This is a genomic window from Bacillus sp. D7-8 (genome assembly GCF_052055895.1).
In the GTDB taxonomy this organism is placed as follows: domain Bacteria; phylum Bacillota; class Bacilli; order Bacillales; family Bacillaceae; genus Bacillus; species Bacillus velezensis.
The window spans coordinates 1662141-1682433 of record NZ_CP179922.1 but is presented as its reverse complement, the minus strand read 5'-3'; the positions used below and the strand labels follow the sequence as shown (position 1 = coordinate 1682433).

General features: G+C 46.0%; 16 protein-coding genes. All 16 read right to left on the bottom strand.

All coding sequences use genetic code 11. From position 1 onward, the window contains the following. Positions 1 to 8: 8 nt before the first annotated feature. Entirely contained in the window at positions 9 to 1568 is a 1560-nt protein-coding gene (gene rny, locus ACKTRM_RS08525) for a ribonuclease Y (RefSeq protein ID WP_003154140.1), read from the bottom strand. Between the two features lie 292 nt (positions 1569 to 1860). Continuing rightward, positions 1861 to 3042, bottom strand: a complete 1182-nt coding sequence (locus tag ACKTRM_RS08520; RefSeq protein ID WP_012117582.1) for a serine hydrolase domain-containing protein — start codon at positions 3040 to 3042, stop codon at positions 1861 to 1863. Between the two features lie 167 nt (positions 3043 to 3209). Further along, complete coding sequence (recA, locus tag ACKTRM_RS08515; RefSeq protein WP_003154145.1) at positions 3210 to 4253, bottom strand: recombinase RecA; 1044 nt, start codon at positions 4251 to 4253, stop codon at positions 3210 to 3212. Positions 4254 to 4423: 170 nt separating this feature from the next. Next, a complete protein-coding gene (locus tag ACKTRM_RS08510) occupies positions 4424 to 5674 on the bottom strand; it encodes a competence/damage-inducible protein A (protein WP_007409822.1) in 1251 nt (416 codons plus the stop codon). Positions 5675 to 5691: 17 nt separating this feature from the next. Next, positions 5692 to 6273, bottom strand: coding sequence for a CDP-diacylglycerol--glycerol-3-phosphate 3-phosphatidyltransferase (pgsA, locus tag ACKTRM_RS08505; RefSeq protein ID WP_007409821.1), 582 nt, complete (start codon positions 6271 to 6273; stop codon positions 5692 to 5694). 72 nt (positions 6274 to 6345) lie between these two features. Further along, on the bottom strand, positions 6346 to 7242 hold the full coding sequence (locus ACKTRM_RS08500; RefSeq protein ID WP_023356899.1) for a helix-turn-helix domain-containing protein: 897 nt from the start codon (positions 7240 to 7242) through the stop codon (positions 6346 to 6348). Positions 7243 to 7260: 18 nt separating this feature from the next. Beyond that, positions 7261 to 8052 (bottom strand): DUF3388 domain-containing protein, encoded by a 792-nt coding sequence (locus tag ACKTRM_RS08495; protein WP_007409819.1) that lies wholly within the window; start codon positions 8050 to 8052, stop codon positions 7261 to 7263. A 130-nt stretch (positions 8053 to 8182) separates the two neighbouring features. Continuing rightward, a complete protein-coding gene (locus tag ACKTRM_RS08490; protein ID WP_003154150.1) occupies positions 8183 to 8440 on the bottom strand; it encodes a DUF3243 domain-containing protein in 258 nt (85 codons plus the stop codon). Between the two features lie 75 nt (positions 8441 to 8515). Then, the gene (gene ymfI, locus ACKTRM_RS08485; protein WP_012117580.1) at positions 8516 to 9244 is read right to left on the bottom strand and encodes an elongation factor P 5-aminopentanone reductase; all 729 of its coding nucleotides are present in this window, start codon (positions 9242 to 9244) and stop codon (positions 8516 to 8518) included. A gap of 59 nt (positions 9245 to 9303) precedes the next feature. After that, complete coding sequence (gene yfmH / locus ACKTRM_RS08480) at positions 9304 to 10590, bottom strand: EF-P 5-aminopentanol modification-associated protein YfmH (RefSeq protein WP_012117579.1); 1287 nt, start codon at positions 10588 to 10590, stop codon at positions 9304 to 9306. After that, positions 10587 to 11867 (bottom strand): EF-P 5-aminopentanol modification-associated protein YfmF, encoded by a 1281-nt coding sequence (gene yfmF / locus ACKTRM_RS08475; RefSeq protein WP_012117578.1) that lies wholly within the window; start codon positions 11865 to 11867, stop codon positions 10587 to 10589. The genes yfmH and yfmF overlap by 4 nt, the downstream gene beginning before the upstream one ends. A gap of 151 nt (positions 11868 to 12018) precedes the next feature. Next, complete coding sequence (locus ACKTRM_RS08470; protein ID WP_012117577.1) at positions 12019 to 15138, bottom strand: MMPL family transporter; 3120 nt, start codon at positions 15136 to 15138, stop codon at positions 12019 to 12021. Beyond that, entirely contained in the window at positions 15138 to 15593 is a 456-nt protein-coding gene (locus ACKTRM_RS08465) for a MarR family winged helix-turn-helix transcriptional regulator (RefSeq protein WP_012117576.1), read from the bottom strand. Before ACKTRM_RS08465 ends, ACKTRM_RS08470 begins: the two co-directional genes overlap by 1 nt. A gap of 105 nt (positions 15594 to 15698) precedes the next feature. Next, positions 15699 to 17027 carry an MFS transporter gene (locus tag ACKTRM_RS08460; protein WP_012117575.1) on the bottom strand — a complete coding sequence of 443 codons (1329 nt, stop codon included), beginning with the start codon at positions 17025 to 17027 and terminating at the stop codon, positions 15699 to 15701. A 12-nt stretch (positions 17028 to 17039) separates the two neighbouring features. Continuing rightward, the gene (locus tag ACKTRM_RS08455; protein WP_007409813.1) at positions 17040 to 17765 is read right to left on the bottom strand and encodes a GntR family transcriptional regulator; all 726 of its coding nucleotides are present in this window, start codon (positions 17763 to 17765) and stop codon (positions 17040 to 17042) included. A 124-nt stretch (positions 17766 to 17889) separates the two neighbouring features. After that, entirely contained in the window at positions 17890 to 20250 is a 2361-nt protein-coding gene (locus ACKTRM_RS08450) for an FtsK/SpoIIIE family DNA translocase (RefSeq protein WP_012117574.1), read from the bottom strand. Between the last annotated feature and the right edge of the window lie 43 nt (positions 20251 to 20293).

Sequence of the window (20293 nt, the reverse complement as noted above, 5' to 3'; positions counted from 1 at the left end):
GCATCACTTTATTTTGCATACTCTACGGCTCGAGTTTCTCTGATCACGGTCACTTTAATGTGTCCCGGATAATCAAGCTCGTCCTCAATTCGTTTACGGATATCACGTGCCAAACGATGGGCTTCTAAATCATTAATGGAGTCCGGCTTCACCATGATGCGAACTTCACGGCCGGCCTGAATCGCAAATGATTTTTCAACACCTTCGTAAGACTCGGAGATTTCTTCAAGCTTTTCAAGTCTGCGGATATAGTTTTCGAGCGTTTCACTTCTCGCGCCCGGTCTTGCGGCTGACAGTGCATCAGCGGCAGCGACCAGAACGGCGATAATGGAAGTCGGCTCTTCGTCTCCGTGGTGTGACGCAATACTGTTAATGACGACTGGATGCTCTTTATATTTGGTCGCAAGCTCCACTCCGATTTCCACGTGGCTTCCTTCCACTTCATGGTCAATTGCTTTTCCGATGTCATGCAGAAGACCGGCCCGCTTGGCAAGCTTTGCATCTTCTCCAAGCTCTGAAGCCATTAAACCGGCTAAAAACGCAACTTCCATAGAATGTTTCAGTACGTTCTGCCCGTAGCTTGTACGGAATTTCAACCGGCCGAGGATCTTGATCAGATCCGGGTGGAGGCCGTGAACGCCGACTTCAAACGTCGTCTGCTCACCCATTTCCCGGATATAGTCATCTACCTCACGGCGGGATTTTTCAACCATTTCTTCAATGCGCGCCGGGTGAATACGGCCATCCTGAACGAGTTTATCAAGAGCGATTCTTGCCGTCTCCCGTCTGATCGGATCAAATCCGGAAAGAATGACTGCTTCAGGTGTGTCATCAATAATCAGGTCAATACCTGTAAGCGTTTCAAGCGTACGAATGTTACGCCCTTCACGGCCGATGATACGTCCTTTCATCTCATCATTCGGAAGATTGACGACCGATACCGTCGTTTCGGCAACATGATCTGCTGCACAGCGCTGCAAAGCAAGCGACAGAATGTTTTTCGCCTTTTTATCTGCCTCTTCTTTCGCACGGTTTTCGGTTTCTTTTGTCATGATGGCGATGTCATGTGAAAGCTCATTTTCAACCCGGTCAAGAATGATTTGTTTCGCTTCATCCCGTGTCAGGCTCGAAATGCGTTCGAGTTCTGACTGCTGCATACGAATCATCTCATCCACTTTGCTTTCCATCTCTTCAATATGTTGTTGTCGTTCATTCAGAGAATGATCTTTCTTCTCCAACATCGCTTCCCGTTTATCAATTCCTTCATGTTTACGGTCAAGATTTTCTTCTTTTTGAAGTAAACGGTTTTCTTGTTTTTGAAGCTCATTTCGTCTTTCACGAACTTCCTGTTCAGCATCTATTCGAAGTGTATGGATTTCGTCCTTTGCTTCAAGCAGAGCTTCTTTTTTCAGTGCTTCAGCATCACGCTTTGCATCTTCAAGGATTTGCTCGGCAGCACCGCGTGCGCCCGCAATCTTTGCTTCGGCAATGGTTTTACGAACATAGTAGCCAACAACTAAACCGAGCAGAGTCAGCAAAATGGAGATGAGAACCGTCATTGGGGTCATACTTTCACCTCCTCTTGCTATGAACTTGGTTTTTGCTTAAATAAGTGCCGGCATGTACATTGTCTGATTTTCTCAACATACAGAACCTTCACAGGGAATGAGTCTCTCATGCCCTTGTCAAGTTTAAATGGTTTAACAATCATGTTAAAAAAACAAATGTTACAACTTCATTGTAATTGTGTCGGAAATACTTGTCAAGCTTGCCAGCTTAACGATTCGCCTTCAGCTCGGAATCTTCGCCATGTATATATCATACCATACCTTCATCCGCTTTTCGTGAATGACGGCTCTGTTAGTCCGCCTGGTTAAGCAATTGGTAAATTCTATTGTTTACCTGTCCTAATTTGGCGTTATTCTGAATATTTGACAGTAAAATGACATATTTGCTTGCCGAATGGCTGAAGCTGTTCAAAATGTTGTAACCGGGCATAACACCGTGATTGGAATAGCTTCCCGGATCAATGTAAAACCCCATGCCGTAAGCGGCACTGCTTCCTGCTGTAAACATTTTTGTGAAGCTTTCTTTTGAAAGGAGCGTGCCGTTTACGATCGCTTTATCAAATTTATAGAGATCTTCAGCGCTCATATACATGTCGCCCGCCCCATACAGCTGTGATAAGTCCAGAAGGTGCGGCGTTACAAGACTGCCGCTCTCATCGACTTTGTAGCCGACGGCAGGATATTTGGCTTTGGCAAATGTTTTGTAAAATCCGGCATGCTTCATTCCGGCCGGTTTGAACACATGTTCTTTTATATATTGTTCATAAGACTCCCCGCTGACTTGAGATACGATATAAGCAAGCACTGAATAGTTGGAATCCCTGTAATCCCAAACCCCGGGCTGCCGTTTAATTCCGCGGTATTCTATATCCTTGATTAAATCAATTGGAGAAATCGGTCCCTGTCCCTCAATATGCCCGTTTATGCCGGACGTATGATTGAGCAGGTTTTTCAATGTAATGCGCGTGCCGTTAGGAAAATTCGGCAAGTATGTACTGACGGGGTCACTCGTCTGCAGCAGCCCTTTTTCTTCAAGCTGCAGGACAGCCGTCGCGATTAACGCTTTTTGTGAAGAACCGATATAATATGATGTCTCCGGATTGTTTTTAATTTTTTGTTTTCGGTCCGCATAGCCAAAGCCTTTTTTCAGCACAACTTTTCCATCTTTTACGATCATTGCTGTGCCGCTGAACCCGATCTGTTGCAAGTAATTGCTGATCTGTTTATTGTGATCGATTGATTTAGGTGTTTTCTCTTTTTGCGTCTTTTCTTTTTTCTGTTGAGTCTGGTCTTTTGAAGTATCAGATTGAGCGGCGGGAGCGTTTTTAACGGATTCCTTCTCCCGATGATGCGCTGTGACGGTCCAGATCATAATAAAAACAGTAACAAGCAGCAGAAAAAGAAACAGCCCTCCCGTTTTCATCAGCTTCTTCTTTCTTTTTTTATTTATTCTTGTGCGGCGGGGGCTCGTCATCTTTTTTCCTCCTCAGATATAATTTCAACTTTCGCCATGATGTTAGACGAGTGAAGGGTGAAAAAAGTTGTAACATTCCAGATAAAATTTTCCGAAACAGCCAGTGTTTTTTGAAACACACAAAAAAAAGAGCGAAAATTGCTTATTCCGCTCTTTTGATCGTGTTTTTATTCTTCTAATTCCATCTCTTCCTGAACTTCTTCCGCTTTGTCCGTTACACCGTTATTGTCTAAACCGTAATATTCACGGATTTGTTCCTGAATCATCAGCATGATATCTTTATTTTCTTTTAAGAACTGCTTGGCGTTTTCACGGCCCTGACCGAGGCGTTCTTCTTCATAAGAATACCACGAACCGCTTTTTTGCACGATATCCAGTTCAGTTCCAAGGTCGATGATTTCCCCTTCTTTGGAGATTCCTTCACCGTACATAATGTCCACTTCAGCCGTACGGAACGGAGGAGCGACTTTGTTTTTTACGACTTTAATTCTCGTTTTATTCCCCATGACGTCGTTGCCCTGCTTTAATTGCTCGGCACGGCGCACTTCAAGGCGCACGGAAGAATAGAATTTCAGCGCGCGGCCGCCCGGTGTCGTCTCCGGATTTCCGAACATAACGCCGACTTTTTCACGAATCTGGTTAATAAAGATTGCGATTGTTTTAGATTTATTGATGGCGCCGGAAAGCTTACGGAGCGCCTGAGACATGAGACGCGCCTGTAAACCGACGTGTGAATCACCCATGTCACCTTCAATTTCAGCTTTTGGAACAAGCGCCGCAACAGAGTCAACGACTACGATATCAACAGCTCCGCTTCGCACCAGCGCTTCAGCAATCTCTAGCGCCTGCTCTCCCGTATCCGGCTGAGAAAGCAGAAGCTCTTCGATATTGACACCGAGCTTTTGCGCGTAAACAGGATCAAGAGCATGCTCAGCATCAATAAATGCTGCCTGTCCGCCTTTTTCCTGAACCTCAGCGATTGCGTGAAGCGCTACAGTCGTTTTACCTGAGCTTTCAGGTCCGTATACTTCAATAATCCGTCCGCGCGGGTATCCGCCTATTCCGAGAGCGGTATCAAGTGCAAGGGAACCGCTTGGCACCGTTGAAATTCTTGTATCCGTTTTTTCTCCGAGCTTCATGATGGAACCTTTGCCGAATTGTTTTTCTATTTGCTTAAGAGCCATATCTAAGGCTGCCTGACGATCACTCATTTATTTTTTCCTCCTTTATCTTACCACTACATATACTATACCTTGTTTACTGGCATTTGCCAAGAAAAAAGCGAACGCATATTCGGATTTTTTCCGCGTTCGCTTTTCTGCAAAAGAGCATAATTTCCCTTGTAAAACTTAAAAATCAGAGAAAACGCCTCTTTAAAACTTTATTTTTGATCCAGCATTTTCAAAATGAGATGGCAGCCGTATTTAGCGGCACGCTTTCTGATTCCGGTTCTTGAGCCGGCAAAGTTAAATTCGTGCACCTCTTCTTTTCCTTCCGCCGAAATGCCGATAAAGACGCGGCCCGGCGCATGCCCTTCCTGCGGGTCGGGACCCGCCACCCCGGTAAAGCTGATGCCGATATCGCTTCCGGTCAGCTTTCTCACACCGGCTGCAAGCTCTTTCGCACACTCTTTGCTGACCGCTCCGCTTTCTGCGAGCGTCTCAGCTTTCACGCCGAGCACATGCTGTTTCACGCTGTCGGAATAACAGACAACGCCCCCTGCAAATAGTTGAGACGCACCGCTTAAATCAGTCACCCACTCTGAAAACAGGCCGCCTGTAAAGCTTTCGGCAGAGGAAATCGTAATTCCGTTTTGTCTGCATGCTTTTGAAAGCTCCTTCACCAGAGACGTATCATCATATCCGTAGAAAAATTCACCGACACGTTCTAAAATGGCGGCTTCCGTTTCTTTTAAAAGCCGTTCTGTTTCTTTTTCGTCGGCATGTTTCGCCGTTAAACGCAGCGTGACCTCTCCGTCAGCGGCAAGCGGCGCAATCGTCGGGTTCGTCTGCGCATCAATGATATCTTCTAAATCAGCTTCAAGCTGGGATTCACCGATTCCGAAAAACCGCAGCACGGTTGAAACGATTTTCTCATTAGAACCGAGCTTTTTAAGAAGCAGCGGCTTCGCTTCATTTTCAAACATCGGACGCAGCTCGCTCGGCGGCCCGGGAAGCAGCATATAAAGCCTTGAGCCGTGCTCTGCAAGCATTCCCGGCGCCATGCCGAAATGATTCGCCAAAACGTCTGAGCCCTCAATGACGAGCGCCTGTTTGCGGTTATTCGGCGACATGGTCCGTTTTGTTTTCGCGAAATATTCTTCGATCGACCGGAATGCTTCGTCATTCAGAACGAGCGGGCGCCCCAGTGTGTTTGCAATGGTTTCTTTCGTCAAATCGTCCTTGGTCGGTCCGAGGCCGCCTGAAAAAATAATTAGGTCTGAGCGCTCTTCGGCAATGCGGATGACTTGCTTAAGCCGCTCCGGATTGTCACCGACAGCGGTATGATAAAACACGTTTACACCAATTTCCGCCAGCTCTTTACTGATAAACTGCGCGTTCGTATTGGCGATCTGGCCTAGCAGAAGCTCCGAGCCGACTGCAATGATTTCTGCTTTTTTTGCTATTTCCATCTTTAAGTCCTTCTTTCTTAGTTAGATGTTTTTAACGCATCCCAGTTCTTCGCAAAATAATCCCAGCCGGAAATGACTGTGAACAGCACGGCCACCCATAAAGCGATATCGCCGAACGGGAAAGAAACGAGCTCAAACGGAAGATTATGCAGCAAAAGCGCGGCAACAGCGATGATCTGAGCCCATGTTTTAATTTTCCCCAGCATATTGGCGGCTACAACTTCCCCCGTTCCCGCCAGCACAAGTCTTAATCCCGTTACGGCAAATTCGCGGCTGATGATGATGATGACCATCCACGCCGGCGCAAGGTCAAACTGCACAAGCGTAATTAATGCCGCGGACACCAGCAGTTTGTCAGCCAGCGGATCTAAAAATTTCCCGAAGTTTGTCACTAGGTTCAGTTTTCTGGCGTAGTAGCCATCCACCCAGTCAGTCGTTGATGCGATAATGAACAAAACAGCTCCCGTAAGATGCGCGACCGGAATCGATTCATCCCCTATATGAACGCTGCCCCACTGAAAAGGAACAAGCATGATAATCATAAATACAGGAATTAAAGCGATTCTTGCCAGTGTGATTTTATTCGGTAAGTTAAACATAAAGCCCCTCCAATATATGTACTCGGACGTGAAGAAAAAGTCATCTTAATCGTTCAGATGACTTTTCCCCTTTTATTTTTTCATCTTGATTGTGATGGTCTGCGCCATCACATCATGCGGATTGAGTTCATAGGACAGAACCTCTCCGTTGATTTTAATTTTAAGGTTAGGGGCATAGCCCGTGCGGATTTCAATCTGCTTTTGATCCGTGACGTCTTTTTTAAAGGTTTCGCCTTTTTGCAGCGTTCCTTCTTTTAAAGAACCGCCGCTGTCATCACGGACGCGAATCCATGCGCTGTCAGAAGCAATCAGTTCAAGCTTATACTTATCTGCCCCGGAGACGTTGTATGAAGAAGCCGAGCCTTCCGTTCCGGCCGCTTTGATCTCTGTCTTTTCACTGCTTTTTTCTTTCTTCTGCTCTGACACTTTTGTGTCCTTTTTGTCTTTCTTGCTGTCAGATTGCGCTTCGTCATTTGTATTGCCGTCGTTTTTCAGCGCAGAATCCTTAGGAATCTCATACTTGCTCTCACTTTGGGTGACGGCCTTATCTCCGTCTGTCTGCCCGGATTTGCTCATTCCGAGCTGAATAATCGCATAAATGATCGCGATGACGATAATGACACCGATGACGACAAGGACGGTCGGAAGCCATTCCGCCGCCTTTGAAGCGGACTTAGGAAGCTCCCTTTGCACGGCGAGACCGGAGATTTTTTCCGACACATCGTCATGGTACGTGTTAGGGATGTCTTTTTTATATTCTTCAAATAACTGATCTGAATCAAGCCCGACAGCTTCAGCGTATTGCTTGATAAACGCCCGTACATAAAAATTGCCGGGAATGACGTCATAATTGCCTTCTTCCAGAGCGGTTAAGTATCTTTTCTGAATTTTCGTCGCCGCCTGGAGTTCATCCAATGACATCCCTTTTTCCTCTCTGGCTTCTTTAAGCCGGATTGCTAATTCTGTCACAACAAACACCTTCCAATATTAAAAATCAAAGCTTGAAAAACCGGTCTGATCAAATATTTGCGGTTCTTCTGCATGTTCATATGTAATAACTTCGTCAGGATCATTTCTGAGTTCGATAATATAATCGAAATCATCGAGCGTATACTCCGAATTTTGAACAAAAATATCGGGGTGCTCCACGACCTTTGTCGCCGGAAGCCGCATAATTTCACTGACGAGCTGAAGATGGCGCTCAGATCCCCGTCTTGTCGAAACGATGCCGTCGAGGATAAACACGTTTTCCGTGCTGTATTCATCGGCAACCAGCTGGCTCCGGATCGTTTGTTTTAGCAGCGTTGATGATACGAAAAGCCATCTTTTGCTGGCACAAACGCTTGACGCAACGATGGACTCCGTTTTTCCGACCCTCGGCATTCCCCGGATTCCGATCAGTTTGTGCCCTTCTTTTTTAAACAGCTCGGCCATAAAGTCAACCAGAAGACCGAGCTCGTCCCTTTCAAAACGGAAGGTTTTTTTGTCATCGGCATCACGCTGAATGTATCTTCCGTGGCGGACTGCGAGACGGTCGCGAAGCCTCGGTTCTCTCAGCTTCGTTACTTTAATGGTCTCCATTGTTTTTAAAATTGATTCCAATCGTTTAATTTGATCTATATGCCGGCATCTGAGCAGCATTCCCCTTCTGGAAAGGTCGACACCGTTAATTGTGACAATATTAATTGACAGCATCCCGAGAAGAGATGAAATATCCCCGAGCAGGCCGGGGCGGTTCACTTGAATTTCATATTCAAAATACCATTCGAGCTTTGCCAAATGATATACCCCCTCCATTGTGGCAAATTTTTACCTTCCTTTATCATAAAACATTTTTCTCTAATTAGAAAGAAGAATGTTGCTCTATAGAGGAAAACATAAAAAAAGAGAGGAGAAATCCCCCCCCCTCTTAATGAGTGCTGTTATTTTCAACAAGCTTCACCATCATATTTGCGATGGCGCGCTGTTCATCTTCAGAAGCAACGCTCCAAAGATCAGCAAGCACTTTTTCCTGATGGTTTTTCGAGTCGACTTCGTTCGCAAGGTAACCGCCGATTTCTGTAGCGAGGTCAGTGATCGTTTCATCACTCATCCCTTTTTCCTGCGCATAGTTCAATCTGTCGCCAAGGAAATTCTTCCAATTATCCCAGTTTTCTAATACTGACATGTTGGGTTCCTCCATTTCATCTGTTGTTACAAAATTATTTTGTCCGTACAGATGCAAACTATACACACATTTTTTTCAGCAGTGCCAGCCGCCGTTTACGGATAATATATGCCCCGTAATATAGGAAGCCTTGTCCGATAATAAAAAGGCCGCCGCTTCGGCGATTTCCTCCGGCTTTGCCAGCCGGCCCGCGGGAATTTCCTCTGCCAACGCTTCTTTTTCATCAGACGTGAACTGATCAAGCATATTTGTATCAACGGCACCCGGCGAGACTGCATTCACGCGGACGCCGCTCGGAGCAAGCTCTTTGGCAAGCGCTTTGACGAACGAATGCTGCGCTCCCTTGACCATGCTGTATAATACCTCGCACGATGCGCCTGTTTCTCCCCAGACGGAACCGATCGCGACGATGCCCCCGCTTTTTTTCCGGATCATGCCGGGCATCAGATTACGCGCCAAAAGAAACGGACTCGTTACATGCAGCTGCACCATCTCCCGCGCCGTGTCATCCGTAACGTCCGTAACCAGGCCGAAATGACTTTTGCCGCTGTTTAATATCAGAGCATCCACAGGCTGCTTAACGGAACGGCTGAGTGTCTCCGCGCCATCCGGTGAGGACAGATCCGCCTGAATAACGGAGGCTTTTACGCCGAATGATGCGCTCAGCCTTTCCGCAAGCCTGTGTGCGGCTTCCTTATTAGAATGATAATGCAAGAGGACGTCATATCCGTTTTTTGCGAGGGCTTCACTTATACTTTGTCCGATTCCGCCGCTTGCTCCGGTTACGAGCGCTGTCTGTTTCATCAATCAATACTCCTTCTTTCCCCAGAAAAACATCCCTCAGCGCGTGAGGGATGTTTTTGTTATGATTTTGGCACGACTTTGCAGACTGTCAGCCTGTCTTCTGATATTTCTTCTTTAATGACCCGCTTTACGTCATCCAGCGTAATCTGCTCCAGTACGGTTACGACATCAAACAGACTCATATCTAAAAAGGCGTAGCGTGTGAATTGGTTGGCGATATATTCAGGCGAATTGAGCGCTTTTAAGAATGACCCGATCTTCTTTTTTCTCGCAAGATCAAGTTTTTCCGCAGTCACGGCTGATTCTGCATCAAGCAGCATGTGTTTTAATTCGTCAGCGAGCTTATCCGGCTCCGGTGTATCTCCTCCGACAGAGGCAAAACCGAATCCGTATTCAGCCGTGTAATCAAAGCTGAAAGTTTCATCAATGTAGCCTTTGTCGTACAAGTCACCGTAATGCGGTGAGCTTTTTCCGAAGAGACATTCAAGCATGAGGTTCATGGTGAGCTCGTGCTTCAACAGCTCCTGCCCCGTTTTATAAGGGTCTTTCGCCTTTAAGCCGACAAGACATTTTGAGCCTTGCACGTTCATTTTTAATTCCTGCTCCCGGCGGAAAACCGCTTCCTGCTCCTGAACTTCTTCACGTTTGATTTCGGGCTGGTCTGTAAACGGCTTTTTCTCCTGGTTTTTCCGCACCTGGCTGATGACCGCTTCAGGATCTACGGGACCGACGATAAAGAGCAGCATATTGCTCGGGTGATAAAACGTTTCATAGCACTCATACAGCAGATCTTTCGTAATATGAGAGATGCTCTCCACCGTTCCGGCAATGTCAATTTTCACGGGGTGGTCTTTATACATATTTTCGATAAGGCCGAAAAACAGCCGCCAATCCGGATTATCATCATACATATTGATTTCCTGGCCGATGATGCCTTTTTCTTTTTCAACTGATTTTTCCGTGAAATACGGGTCCTGAACAAAATCTACGAGTGTTTCCAGGTTTTTCTCCACATTAGAAGTGCTGGAGAACAGATAAGCGGTTCGTGTAAATGATGTAAAGGCATTTGCCGACGCCCCCTGCTTACTGAAGTCCTGAAACACGTCGCCGTCCGCTTTTTCAAACAGTTTATGCTCCAGAAAATGCGCGATTCCGTCAGGGACGTGTACCATTTCTTCCTTATTTAAAGGAACGAATTGATTGTCAATGGAACCGTACTTTGTCGTAAACACGGCGTATGTTTTATTAAAGCCCTGTTTCGGCAGCACATAGACATCAAGGCCGTTTGCCATTTTTTCATGATACAGCGTTTCCTGAAGCTGTTCGAAGTTTATCGGTTTAGTCAAGATGCTCCCCCCGTCCCTTTTAAGAAATAAGTCGTATCCAGCTTAATGTTCTTTCCGACATTGATAATGTCCTCTTTTGTCACTTTCTCGATATTGTCAAGGAATCTTTCGATCGGTATCTCTACTTGGGCTGAGGCCTGCTGATACAGAAATTCCGCTAAACCGTATGCCGTATCAATGGTTTCTAATACTTGATTTTTAATAACGGCTTTCGTTTGGGCGATATCATCTTCTGAAAAGTCACCGTTTTGCATAGCCTGAAACTGTTCTTCAATGATGGTGACGGCCTGCTTATAATTTTTCACCTCAATGCCCGACATGACCATCAAAAGCCCTTTGAAGCTTTCCACCCTTGAGGCTGCATAATAGGCGAGGCTCGCTTTTTCACGGACATTTATAAACAGCTTTGAATGAGAGAAACCTCCGAACAGCCCGTTAAACACCTGCAATGCAGGATAATCCGGATCTGTATATGTCGTATTGGTCCGGAATCCAATATTCAGCTTGCCCTGCTTGACGTCCTCTTCATCAATGACTTCCTTCGGATCGGGCTGTTCATTCGCCGCGCTTCTTTCAAAAGGCTGCAGCTCCCGTTCTTCCGTTTTAAAATACGTATCAACGGCCGTTTTCACCTGATCTGTATCAACATCGCCGATGACGTACAGGTCCAGCTGATCTTCGCGTATGGCTTTTTGATAGGCTTCATACAAATCTTGCGGTGTAATGTGTTCAACATCATCGAACTCGCCGTTGACGTGAAGGGCATACGGTTCGCTTTTGCACATTTCCTGAACGAGACGCAGATTAGAATATCTCATCTTATCATCATATACGGCTTGAATCCGCTGTTTCAGCGTCCGTTTTTCCTGCGTGACATAAAGGGGCAGGAAGGCGCCGTTTTCCAAAGCGGGCGAAAAGACAAGCTCTGATAAAAGCTGAAGGCCTTTTTCCAATAACGGTGTTCGGTCCTTCAGATACTTTTCATTAGGAATCTCAAGCCTGAACGTAATGACATGACGTTCTCCCTTTTTTGTCAGATCAGCTGAAACGGATGTGCCGTACAGTTCATCAAAATAAGACCGCAGATCAGCGGTTTTCGGGCGGCTTTCTGTTCCGCGCAGAAGCACATGCGGAAACAGCGCCCTTTTTGTTACGAGCTCTTTCGTTAAAGGAGCCAGCATTTTAAACGTCAGCGAAACGGTTTTAAATTTCTCGGTCTTTACGATGTGGGCGGTGATCCCGCCGTGCTTTGACTTCATTTCATTTACGTAAGTCATGTGAAACCTCCTTCGTTCATTCTTTCATAGTATGTATTATGACCAAATTTCAGCATTCGCAAAAAAGAGTGCGCAGATGTAATTATATCAACTGGAGGATTTATAAGGAAACAAAAAACCTCTGCCCGAAAACAGGCAGAGGCATTGAACGTTATTTTTTCAAATTGAAAGGCCACCAGTTGGCTCTTCCGAATATTTTCACCATGACCGGTACAAAAAACGGAAGGACGACAATTGCGTACATGAGAAGGCCTGTTAATACCACGGTTGCAATCTGTAATAAGGAAAGAACGCCTGACGGCAGCATGGCCGCAAAGGTTCCCGCTAAAATAATCGCCGCAGAAATGATGACGGAACCCATATTTTTCATACTGCTGATCATTGCGGGTTCCGTTCCTTCTTTTTTCAGCTCATTAAAGCGGTCCATTAAAAAGATGGAATAATCTACGCCAAGAGCCATCAAAATGACAAAGCCGAAGAACGGCACGGCCCAGTTTACGCCCGGATACCCGAAGAAGTGTGTAAAGATGTATTCCGTCACGCCGATGGATGCGAAATACGTCAGTACGAGTGACGCCACTAAATAAACAGGCATAATGAGGGAGCGCAGCATCACGATGAGAATCAGAAAAATTCCCGCCAGCATAAACATTGCCGTCCGTTTGAAGTCTGAATCCGATACTTCCTTCAGATCGGCATTCATGCTGGAGACTCCCGAAACGCCGAAGGAAGCATTCTTCAGATCCGTGTTCGGAATGGCCCTTTTTACGCTCGCTTTGATCGCTTGAATATCTTGAATGGCCGTATTTGAGTAAGGATTGTTATCAAGAACGACGGTCAATTCTGTCGTTTTTCTGTCATCTGACATGTACGTATTAAACACGCTTGTGAAATCACTGTTTGTCAACGCGTCTTTCGGCACAAACCAGCCTGTCATTTCTTTGTCTGACGCCTTGTGAAGCTCACCCAGGTAATCATTCGCTCCCATCATGCCGCTTGATACTTTCTTAAGCCCTTTTACACTGTCGTTAAGGCCGGAAGAAAGATCGCTGAGCCGGGAAGAAAAATCACCGAGACCGCTCTTCATTTTTTTCTGGCCCTCCGCGAGCTGTCCTGCCGCCGATTCAAGGCGCGGCATTTGTCCCGCGAGAGCCCCCTGTCCGTCTGACACTTGCTGCAGACCGTTTTCAATACTGGTCAGACCATTGATCATTGCGTTAATTTGAGTGTCAATCTTCTTCTGAGCGGCTGCCAGTCGGGCAAATTGTTTTTCCGCTTGCTGCAGATGAGCCTTTTGACTGTCGACCTGTTTAGAAAACGCTTTTGCATCCGCGTTTGCCTTGGAAACGGCTGACTGTACACCCGTAAAGGCTGATTTGATTTCTTGGTAAGAGGGATCGGTTTTGACTGACGGTATTGACGCTTCCAATTTTGCAAACGGCAGCCGGGCAAGCTGCTTGTTCAAATCGGCAAGCTGTCTGCTGGCTTCATCTTTCATCGGCAGGACGGTTTTTACCAATTTTAAAGCGTTTTGCGTTTCTGAAGCGAGACCGCTGTTTTGTTTGAGCTGTGAAGTCAGCATTTGTTTTTGCTCTTCAATCTGCTTTCTCATCTGGGCGACGCCGGCTTTATTCTCGTTCACGCCAGCCTGCAGTTTATTCAGGTTTTCTCCTATATCAGAAAGCCCGGATTTCAGAGACAATGTTCCATCAATAAGCTGATTGACGCTTTTCCCCGACTCTTCGATCTGCGGCTGTGAATCAGCTAACGACTTTGCGGCATGCCCTAATCCGTCCGTGATTTTTTCAAGTCCTGTATTGCCTTTATCAAGCCCTTCTTGAAGCTGCTTTGCCTGATTTGTGACAAATAATTGATTCAATCCGTTTCCAGCAGGGCGCGTGGCGCTTCTGACCGTTTTTACACCCTCTGTTTTTTCAAGTTCTCTGCTGATTTTTTCGATATCAATCAGGTGTTTTTCGGTATTTAAAGTCTCATCATTTTTGACGACGACTGTGGCCGGAAGAAGTTCTCCCGGGCCGAAGGCGTCTGAAATCGTATGAAACGCGCGGACGGATTCATATTTATCCCCGATTTCGTCAAGACTGTTGTAAGATAGCGCCCCTTTGTAAAGAAGGATAGGCGGGACAGTGAATACCGCAACGATTGCAAGACTGATGAGCGGCCTTTTAAATGAAAACCGCCCTGACGTTTCCCATGCTTTGCTTTGAGGATGCGAAATATCGCCCTTAACAGGCCAAAACAGGCTTTTTCCTAAAACAGCCATAAAAAACGGCACGATCGTCATGAGCGCAAGCAGCAGCACCGCGACACCGACCGCAACGGCCGCTGCCGACTGATACAGCTTAAATGTCGCAAATCCGATGCAGGCAAATCCGATCAGCACCGCACCGCCGCTGTACAAAACCGTCTTTCCGGCCGTTTTGTAGGTGACGACGATCGCTTCTCTTATATCAGCGCCATGCGACAGTTCTTCTTTAAATCTGCTGAGAAGCAGAATGCAGTAGTCTGTGCCGATCCCGAACATAATCGCAACCATAAAAATCTGAGTAAAAGTTGAGAGCGGAAAATTCAGCTGATCGACTAAAAATGCGACAATCGACTGGCTGACTAAATAAGATATCAATACTGATAAAAGCGGCACGAACGGAGCGACCACTGACCGAAATACAAGGATCAGCACGATCAGGATAAAAGCGACCGTTATATATTCAGTCTTTTTCAAGCCGTCCTGTGAGCTTTTTAACACATCTTCGTCGATCAGCGATTGGCCTGTAATGCCGTATGATACGCCGTACGGTTTCAGCTCTTTATCAATTTTATTTTTTATTTCGATGATATCGTTTTTGGATGTATCAAGCTGCAGCTGAACGAGCATCGTTTGTCTGTCTTTTGACAGCAGCTGTTTTTTAATGTCGTCATTTTTCTCCCCGAAGTATGAAGTCACCGTTTTAATCTGAAGCGCTTTTTTATATTCAGACAAAGTGCTGACGGCTTCTTCCAAACGATCTTTTTTGTCTGTCATTAAGCCTTTTTCGTGAAATACGATGACGGCAGAAGAAGACGGTGCATCGGAATCAGACATTTCATCAAGCAATTCATGGGCGTAAGAAGAGGAATATCCGTCCGGTACGGAAATCTGCCCTTTCTCCCGTGTCAATTCAGCCATATCAGGCGCTGTAAGCATAAATATCACCGTTGCGGCGACCCACACCGCGGCGATGATCCAGCGGGCTCGGATAATGTTTTTCATTATGTCTGCTGATCCTCCTCAGTCATCATCAATCGATATAATTTTTCATATGTATTCACGAACATCTCCGCCTCGTCTTCATCAAAATACATAATATATGATCGGACGAGTTCCTCAATCCGCCGCTCCACACGGTGAAATACTTCCGTCCCCTTTTCCGTGACATTTAAAAGTATGCTCCGGCGGTCGCTTTGGCTGCGTGCTCTATTGATGTAGCCTTTTTCATACAGGCGGTTCGTCATAGATGTAATGGCGCTTTTATTGACGTGGCACACCGCGGCCAGTTCAATTGATTTGCAATCCGGATTGAGCATAATATAGCGGAGGATGTAATATTGATCCAATGTCAGCTCTTTGTTCACTTTTTCAGCGATAATGCTGTCAATTTTTTTTAAGACGTGCAGGTATACATCGGAATAACGCTGAATCAGCTGCTTTACTTTTTCTTCATGCACCTTTCCCCCTCCTTCCAATAGTTAATATGTTTAACTATTAAAAAGGATAACGACTTGACGGTATCATGTCAATCTTCAAAATAAAATAAAAAAAGACAGTGCAGATTACACCGTCTTTAATGATTCCTTTTTTTCTTTTGCTTGTGATGAGATATTTAACAGCGCTAAAAATACAGACACAATGCCGCAAAAAGCGGATAAAATAAAAATCAGCCAGCCTGCATTTGACATCAGGGCAGCAAAGATCGGCGGTCCCGCCGCTACTCCGATAAACCGCATGCTGTTATAAAATGAGGTGATGGTTCCCGATTCCTCGTTGTCTACGCCTTCTGTGATGACAGCGTCTAAAGCCGGCAATGCCATTCCGATACCGATACCGCTGACACACAAAAAGATAAATAATAAATAAAAACTGTGATTCCACCATAGGCCGATAAACGACAGTGTCACGGCACTCATTCCGAAAACGATGCAAAACTTCATTTTGCCTTGGTCTTTTCCGATTTTCCTGCCTGATATATATGAACTGACGGATAGAAATAAAAGCGGGATTGCCAAAAGCGCTCCTTTAGCCACACCGTCAATGCCGTATTTCTTCTCCAGTGAGTCTGATAAATAAAAAAGAACCCCGAACAGTAAAAACATAATCACGCAGCCGATGATAAAAACCGTAAAGAGCCAGCGTCCGTCACGCTTAAATATGCGGCCGACATTTTTCACAAATTCGGAAATAGAAGGCGCTTCTTTTTGTTCCTCCGGCTTTGCCACCAAAAACAATACGAGAAAAAAACTGATGAGCGAAAAAAACGGAATGAACCAAAATGGCATAAACCAAAACCATGCGGCCAAGAGCGAACCGAGAATCGGGCTTATTACTTTCCCGGCAGTGTTAGACGTCTCAATATCGCCGAGCCCCGCGGTAATCCGCTCATCATCCCCTTTGAATAAATCACCGATAAACGGCATCACTACAGGAGCCGCCCCTGCCGAACCGATTCCCTGCAGCACCCGCCCCGCCAAGATAATGGGATAAGGATGCTTGAACGCGGTGGAAGCTATCGCGGCAAGCGCTCCGCCCGCACCGGCTATGAGAAGACAAGGCAGAAGAACCTTTTTTCTTCCGAATTTATCGGACAGATATCCGGCAATCGGAATACAAATAATCGCCACAATCGAATAGACCGTTATAATTAACGATACTTGAAAAGACGATATGGACAGCTTCTTTTCAATCATCGGAAGCACAGGAATCAGCATGGAATTCCCGAGTGTCATCACGAGCGGTACAGAAGCCAGAGCAATGATATTTTTCGTTCCATTTTTCTTCTTACTCAACTTATTCACCCATTCACTATACTTGGTTGTTTCCTGTTTTATTGTGCCTTGCAGAAAATAAAGTATGTACTGAAACGGCAAATAAAAAAACAGACACATGACGCGTCTGTCTTAAAAACGTTTTCTTACAACATGAAAACTGAACTTATCAGCCCGGAAATAATTTAATGAATACAGCACAGGTTCATCATTCTGATTATAGTGGGTTTGCTTCAGCAATAAAAGCGCCGTCTCCGGCTCGCATTCCAAAACCGGTGAAATCGTATCGTGATATCCGATCGGTTCGATATCAGCAACGGCATAGCTGATCACAGACCCGGAGTTTTTTTCCAAAAGATCAAAAATAGATTCCTGTTCATGACAGAAAGAATTCGGCAGAATGTGCATCGGAATCGTATCTAAACAGTAAACGACCGGAGTGCCGCTTGCCGTTCTCACGCGTTCCAAATAAAAAAGCTCCTGCTCAGGCTCAAGCCGGAATCTAGCGATATCTTCATCAGACGGCGTGATGACCTGAGACGACAAAAAAATCGTACCCGGCACCATGTTCGCCTGCTGAATCGTTTTCGTCACGCTGTTGAGCTGTTCAATACCTGAAAGAAACAGCGGTTTTGTATGGACGAAAGTGCCCACACCGTGCCTTCTGATAATCACATGCTCCTCTTCAAGGATACGCAAAGCTTCACGCAGAGTTGCCCGGCTGACACCCATTGATTTTGAAAGCTCAAATTCAGAAGGAAGCTTTTCCTTTTCGGTGTAAATTCCGTTTTGTATATCCTCTTTGATTCGCTCAATCACTTTTAGATACAAGTGACGATTGTCAGCTTTTGTAGACATGTTTCCCCTCCGTAAACCACTTTCATAAATTATTGAACAATTGGGACAACTATATCATGTTTTGATAAAAAAATAAATAGGAATGATTTTGGTGATATCATTTTCAGTGAAAACTCTCTCCTTTTTAAGAAGAGAGCTCATCATATTGTTCCTTAGATAATAGTACTTCCCTCGGTTTGCTTCCTTCATACGGCCCGACGACGCCCCGTTCCTCCATTGCGTCAATCAGACGGGCAGCTCTCGTATATCCGATTCTGAACCGCCTTTGGAGCATGGAGACTGATGCCGTCTGCATGCCGATAATCAAATCGACCGCTTCGTCATAGAGATCATCCGTTACTTCACTGTGTGTTTCCGAAACTTCTTCCGGAATCATCTCTTCTTGGTACTGCGCTTTTTGCTGCGTAATGACATGATCGACGACATGCTCAACCTCTTCATCGGATAAGAATGCCCCTTGCACACGCACCGGCTTATTTGCGCCTACAGGCAGAAACAGCATGTCTCCGCGCCCCAGAAGCTTTTCAGCGCCGCCCATGTCTAAAATCGTCCGTGAATCGGTCTGAGATGAGACACTGAAGGCGATTCTTGACGGGATATTGGCTTTAATAACACCGGTAATAACATCAACTGAAGGCCGCTGTGTCGCGATAATCAAATGAATTCCCGCCGCCCGCGCCATCTGTGAAAGTCTCGTAATTGAATCTTCCACGTCGGAAGAAGCGACCATCATCAGATCGGCAAGCTCATCAACGATGACGACGATGTACGGCAGCTCAGGCTGCTTGACTTCTTCTTCGGCATTTGACCGCTTAATATGGTCGTTATAGCCTTCTATATTTCTCGTACCCGTATGGGAGAACAGCTCATAGCGGCGCTCCATCTCATTGACGACCTTTTTCAAAGCCTGCGAGGCCTTTTTCGGATCTGTCACGACCGGCGCAAGCAGATGAGGAATGCCGTTATACACATTCAGTTCAACCATTTTCGGGTCAATCATCATCATCTTCACTTCATGCGGTTTGGCCCTCATCAGAATGCTCGTAATAATACCGTTGACACAGACGCTTTTTCCGCTTCCCGTTGCCCCCGCTACGAGCAGGTGGGGCATTTTGTTCAGTTCGGCAAGCACGGCTTCCCCGGAAATATTTCGTCCCAAGCCGATCAGAAGCTTCGCGTCCGGCTTGTCATTGAGCTTGGATTCAAGCACTTCTTTTAACGAAACCATCGCAACTTCAGCATTGGGCACCTCGATGCCGATTGCCGATTTACCCGGAATCGGCGCTTCTATCCGGATATCCTTCGCGGCAAGCGCGAGCGCGAGGTCATCGCTCAGATTCACGATTTTACTGACTTTGACCCCGACGTCCGGATACACCTCATATTTTGTGACCGCCGGACCGAGATGAACCTGCGTCACTTTCGCCTTTACGCCGAAGCTTTGAAAAGTCCGTTCGAGTTTTCTTGCATTCTCGTAAATGTTTTTCTTATCGGTCTGCTGGCCGGTATGTTTCGGGTCAGCCAGTATGTCCAATGAAGGCATTTGATAATCTTTATTTTCAAGCTCTGTAAACGTCATCGGCGGAGCCGCAGCCGTTTCGCCACTGTCTTGAGCGCCGCCGGAAGGCTCATCTTTTGGCGCTTGTGCCGTCTCCTGCGTTTTTTCCGGAATCAGCGGTTCGGCGGGCTCTTCCTGACGGTCTGAAAAGCTTGAAATAATCGGCTCTGAATGGATGATCGGCGAAATAATTTCCTCATCCTCTTCCTCCGGTTCAGGCTCTTCTTTTTTCTTTTGAACCCGTTTTTGTTTTTTGCCCGATTTTGTTTTTGTTTTCGGCGAAGACATATTCGTTCTGACCGTCTTCATATCCTCAAGAAATGCCTGCCACTGGCCGCGGATAAACCGGCCGACGGGGCTCGTCCACTTTTTGAGCGTTTCCTGCAGTGAACGCCCTGTTACAAGAATCAGCCCCATTAAGATCAGCACGATCGCCATGATCTGTGAACCCGTTGATGCAAATAAAAAGTGGGAAGCTGCAAACAGTACCGCGCCGATCATGCCGCCGCCCAAATCAGGGGAAGCAGCCTGCTGTTTCATGTCAATCATAAACAGCTCCCACGTGTTGCCGATGACACTTGCCGACCGAATCGACCCGTGATGAGACAGATTTTTAAAGAGCTGCACGTGAGACAGCAGCAATATACTGGCGATAATACAGTACAGCCCTGCCTTTCTTCTCGTTAAAAGGCTTGGACTCTTCTTTTTCCAAAACAGCGAAATTCCGAGAAGGAAGAGCGCAATTAAGCATAAAATAAACCACTCTCCGGCAAAAAAACGGAACAAGTACACAAATGTCTGTCCCACAACGCCGAGCTGCAAAACAGCAATAATCGAGATTGCAACACAGAGCAGTCCGCTTAGTTCGTATTTTAGATTGAGCTTACTCTCTTGTTTCTTTTTAGATTTCCGTTTTTTCTTTGCCACACTCATCACCTTACTGCGTTAAAAAATGTAAAATCATACATCA

Bases quoted from the DNA above. Each gene is read 5' to 3' on its own strand.
- ymfI (WP_012117580.1), bottom strand. From the start codon at position 9,244: ATGAAACAGACAGCGCTCGTAACCGGAGCAAGCGGCGGAATCGGACAA.
- ACKTRM_RS08490 (WP_003154150.1), bottom strand. From the start codon at position 8,440: ATGTCAGTATTAGAAAACTGGGATAATTGGAAGAATTTCCTTGGCGAC.
- recA (WP_003154145.1), bottom strand. From the start codon at position 4,253: ATGAGTGATCGTCAGGCAGCCTTAGATATGGCTCTTAAGCAAATAGAA.
- ACKTRM_RS08520 (WP_012117582.1), bottom strand. From the start codon at position 3,042: ATGACGAGCCCCCGCCGCACAAGAATAAATAAAAAAAGAAAGAAGAAG.
- ACKTRM_RS08470 (WP_012117577.1), bottom strand. From the start codon at position 15,138: ATGAAAAACATTATCCGAGCCCGCTGGATCATCGCCGCGGTGTGGGTC.
- ACKTRM_RS08455 (WP_007409813.1), bottom strand. From the start codon at position 17,765: ATGTCTACAAAAGCTGACAATCGTCACTTGTATCTAAAAGTGATTGAG.
- pgsA (WP_007409821.1), bottom strand. From the start codon at position 6,273: ATGTTTAACTTACCGAATAAAATCACACTGGCAAGAATCGCTTTAATT.
- rny (WP_003154140.1), bottom strand. From the start codon at position 1,568: ATGACCCCAATGACGGTTCTCATCTCCATTTTGCTGACTCTGCTCGGT.
- ACKTRM_RS08460 (WP_012117575.1), bottom strand. From the start codon at position 17,027: ATGTGTCTGTTTTTTTATTTGCCGTTTCAGTACATACTTTATTTTCTG.
- ACKTRM_RS08510 (WP_007409822.1), bottom strand. From the start codon at position 5,674: ATGGAAATAGCAAAAAAAGCAGAAATCATTGCAGTCGGCTCGGAGCTT.
- yfmF (WP_012117578.1), bottom strand. From the start codon at position 11,867: ATGACTTACGTAAATGAAATGAAGTCAAAGCACGGCGGGATCACCGCC.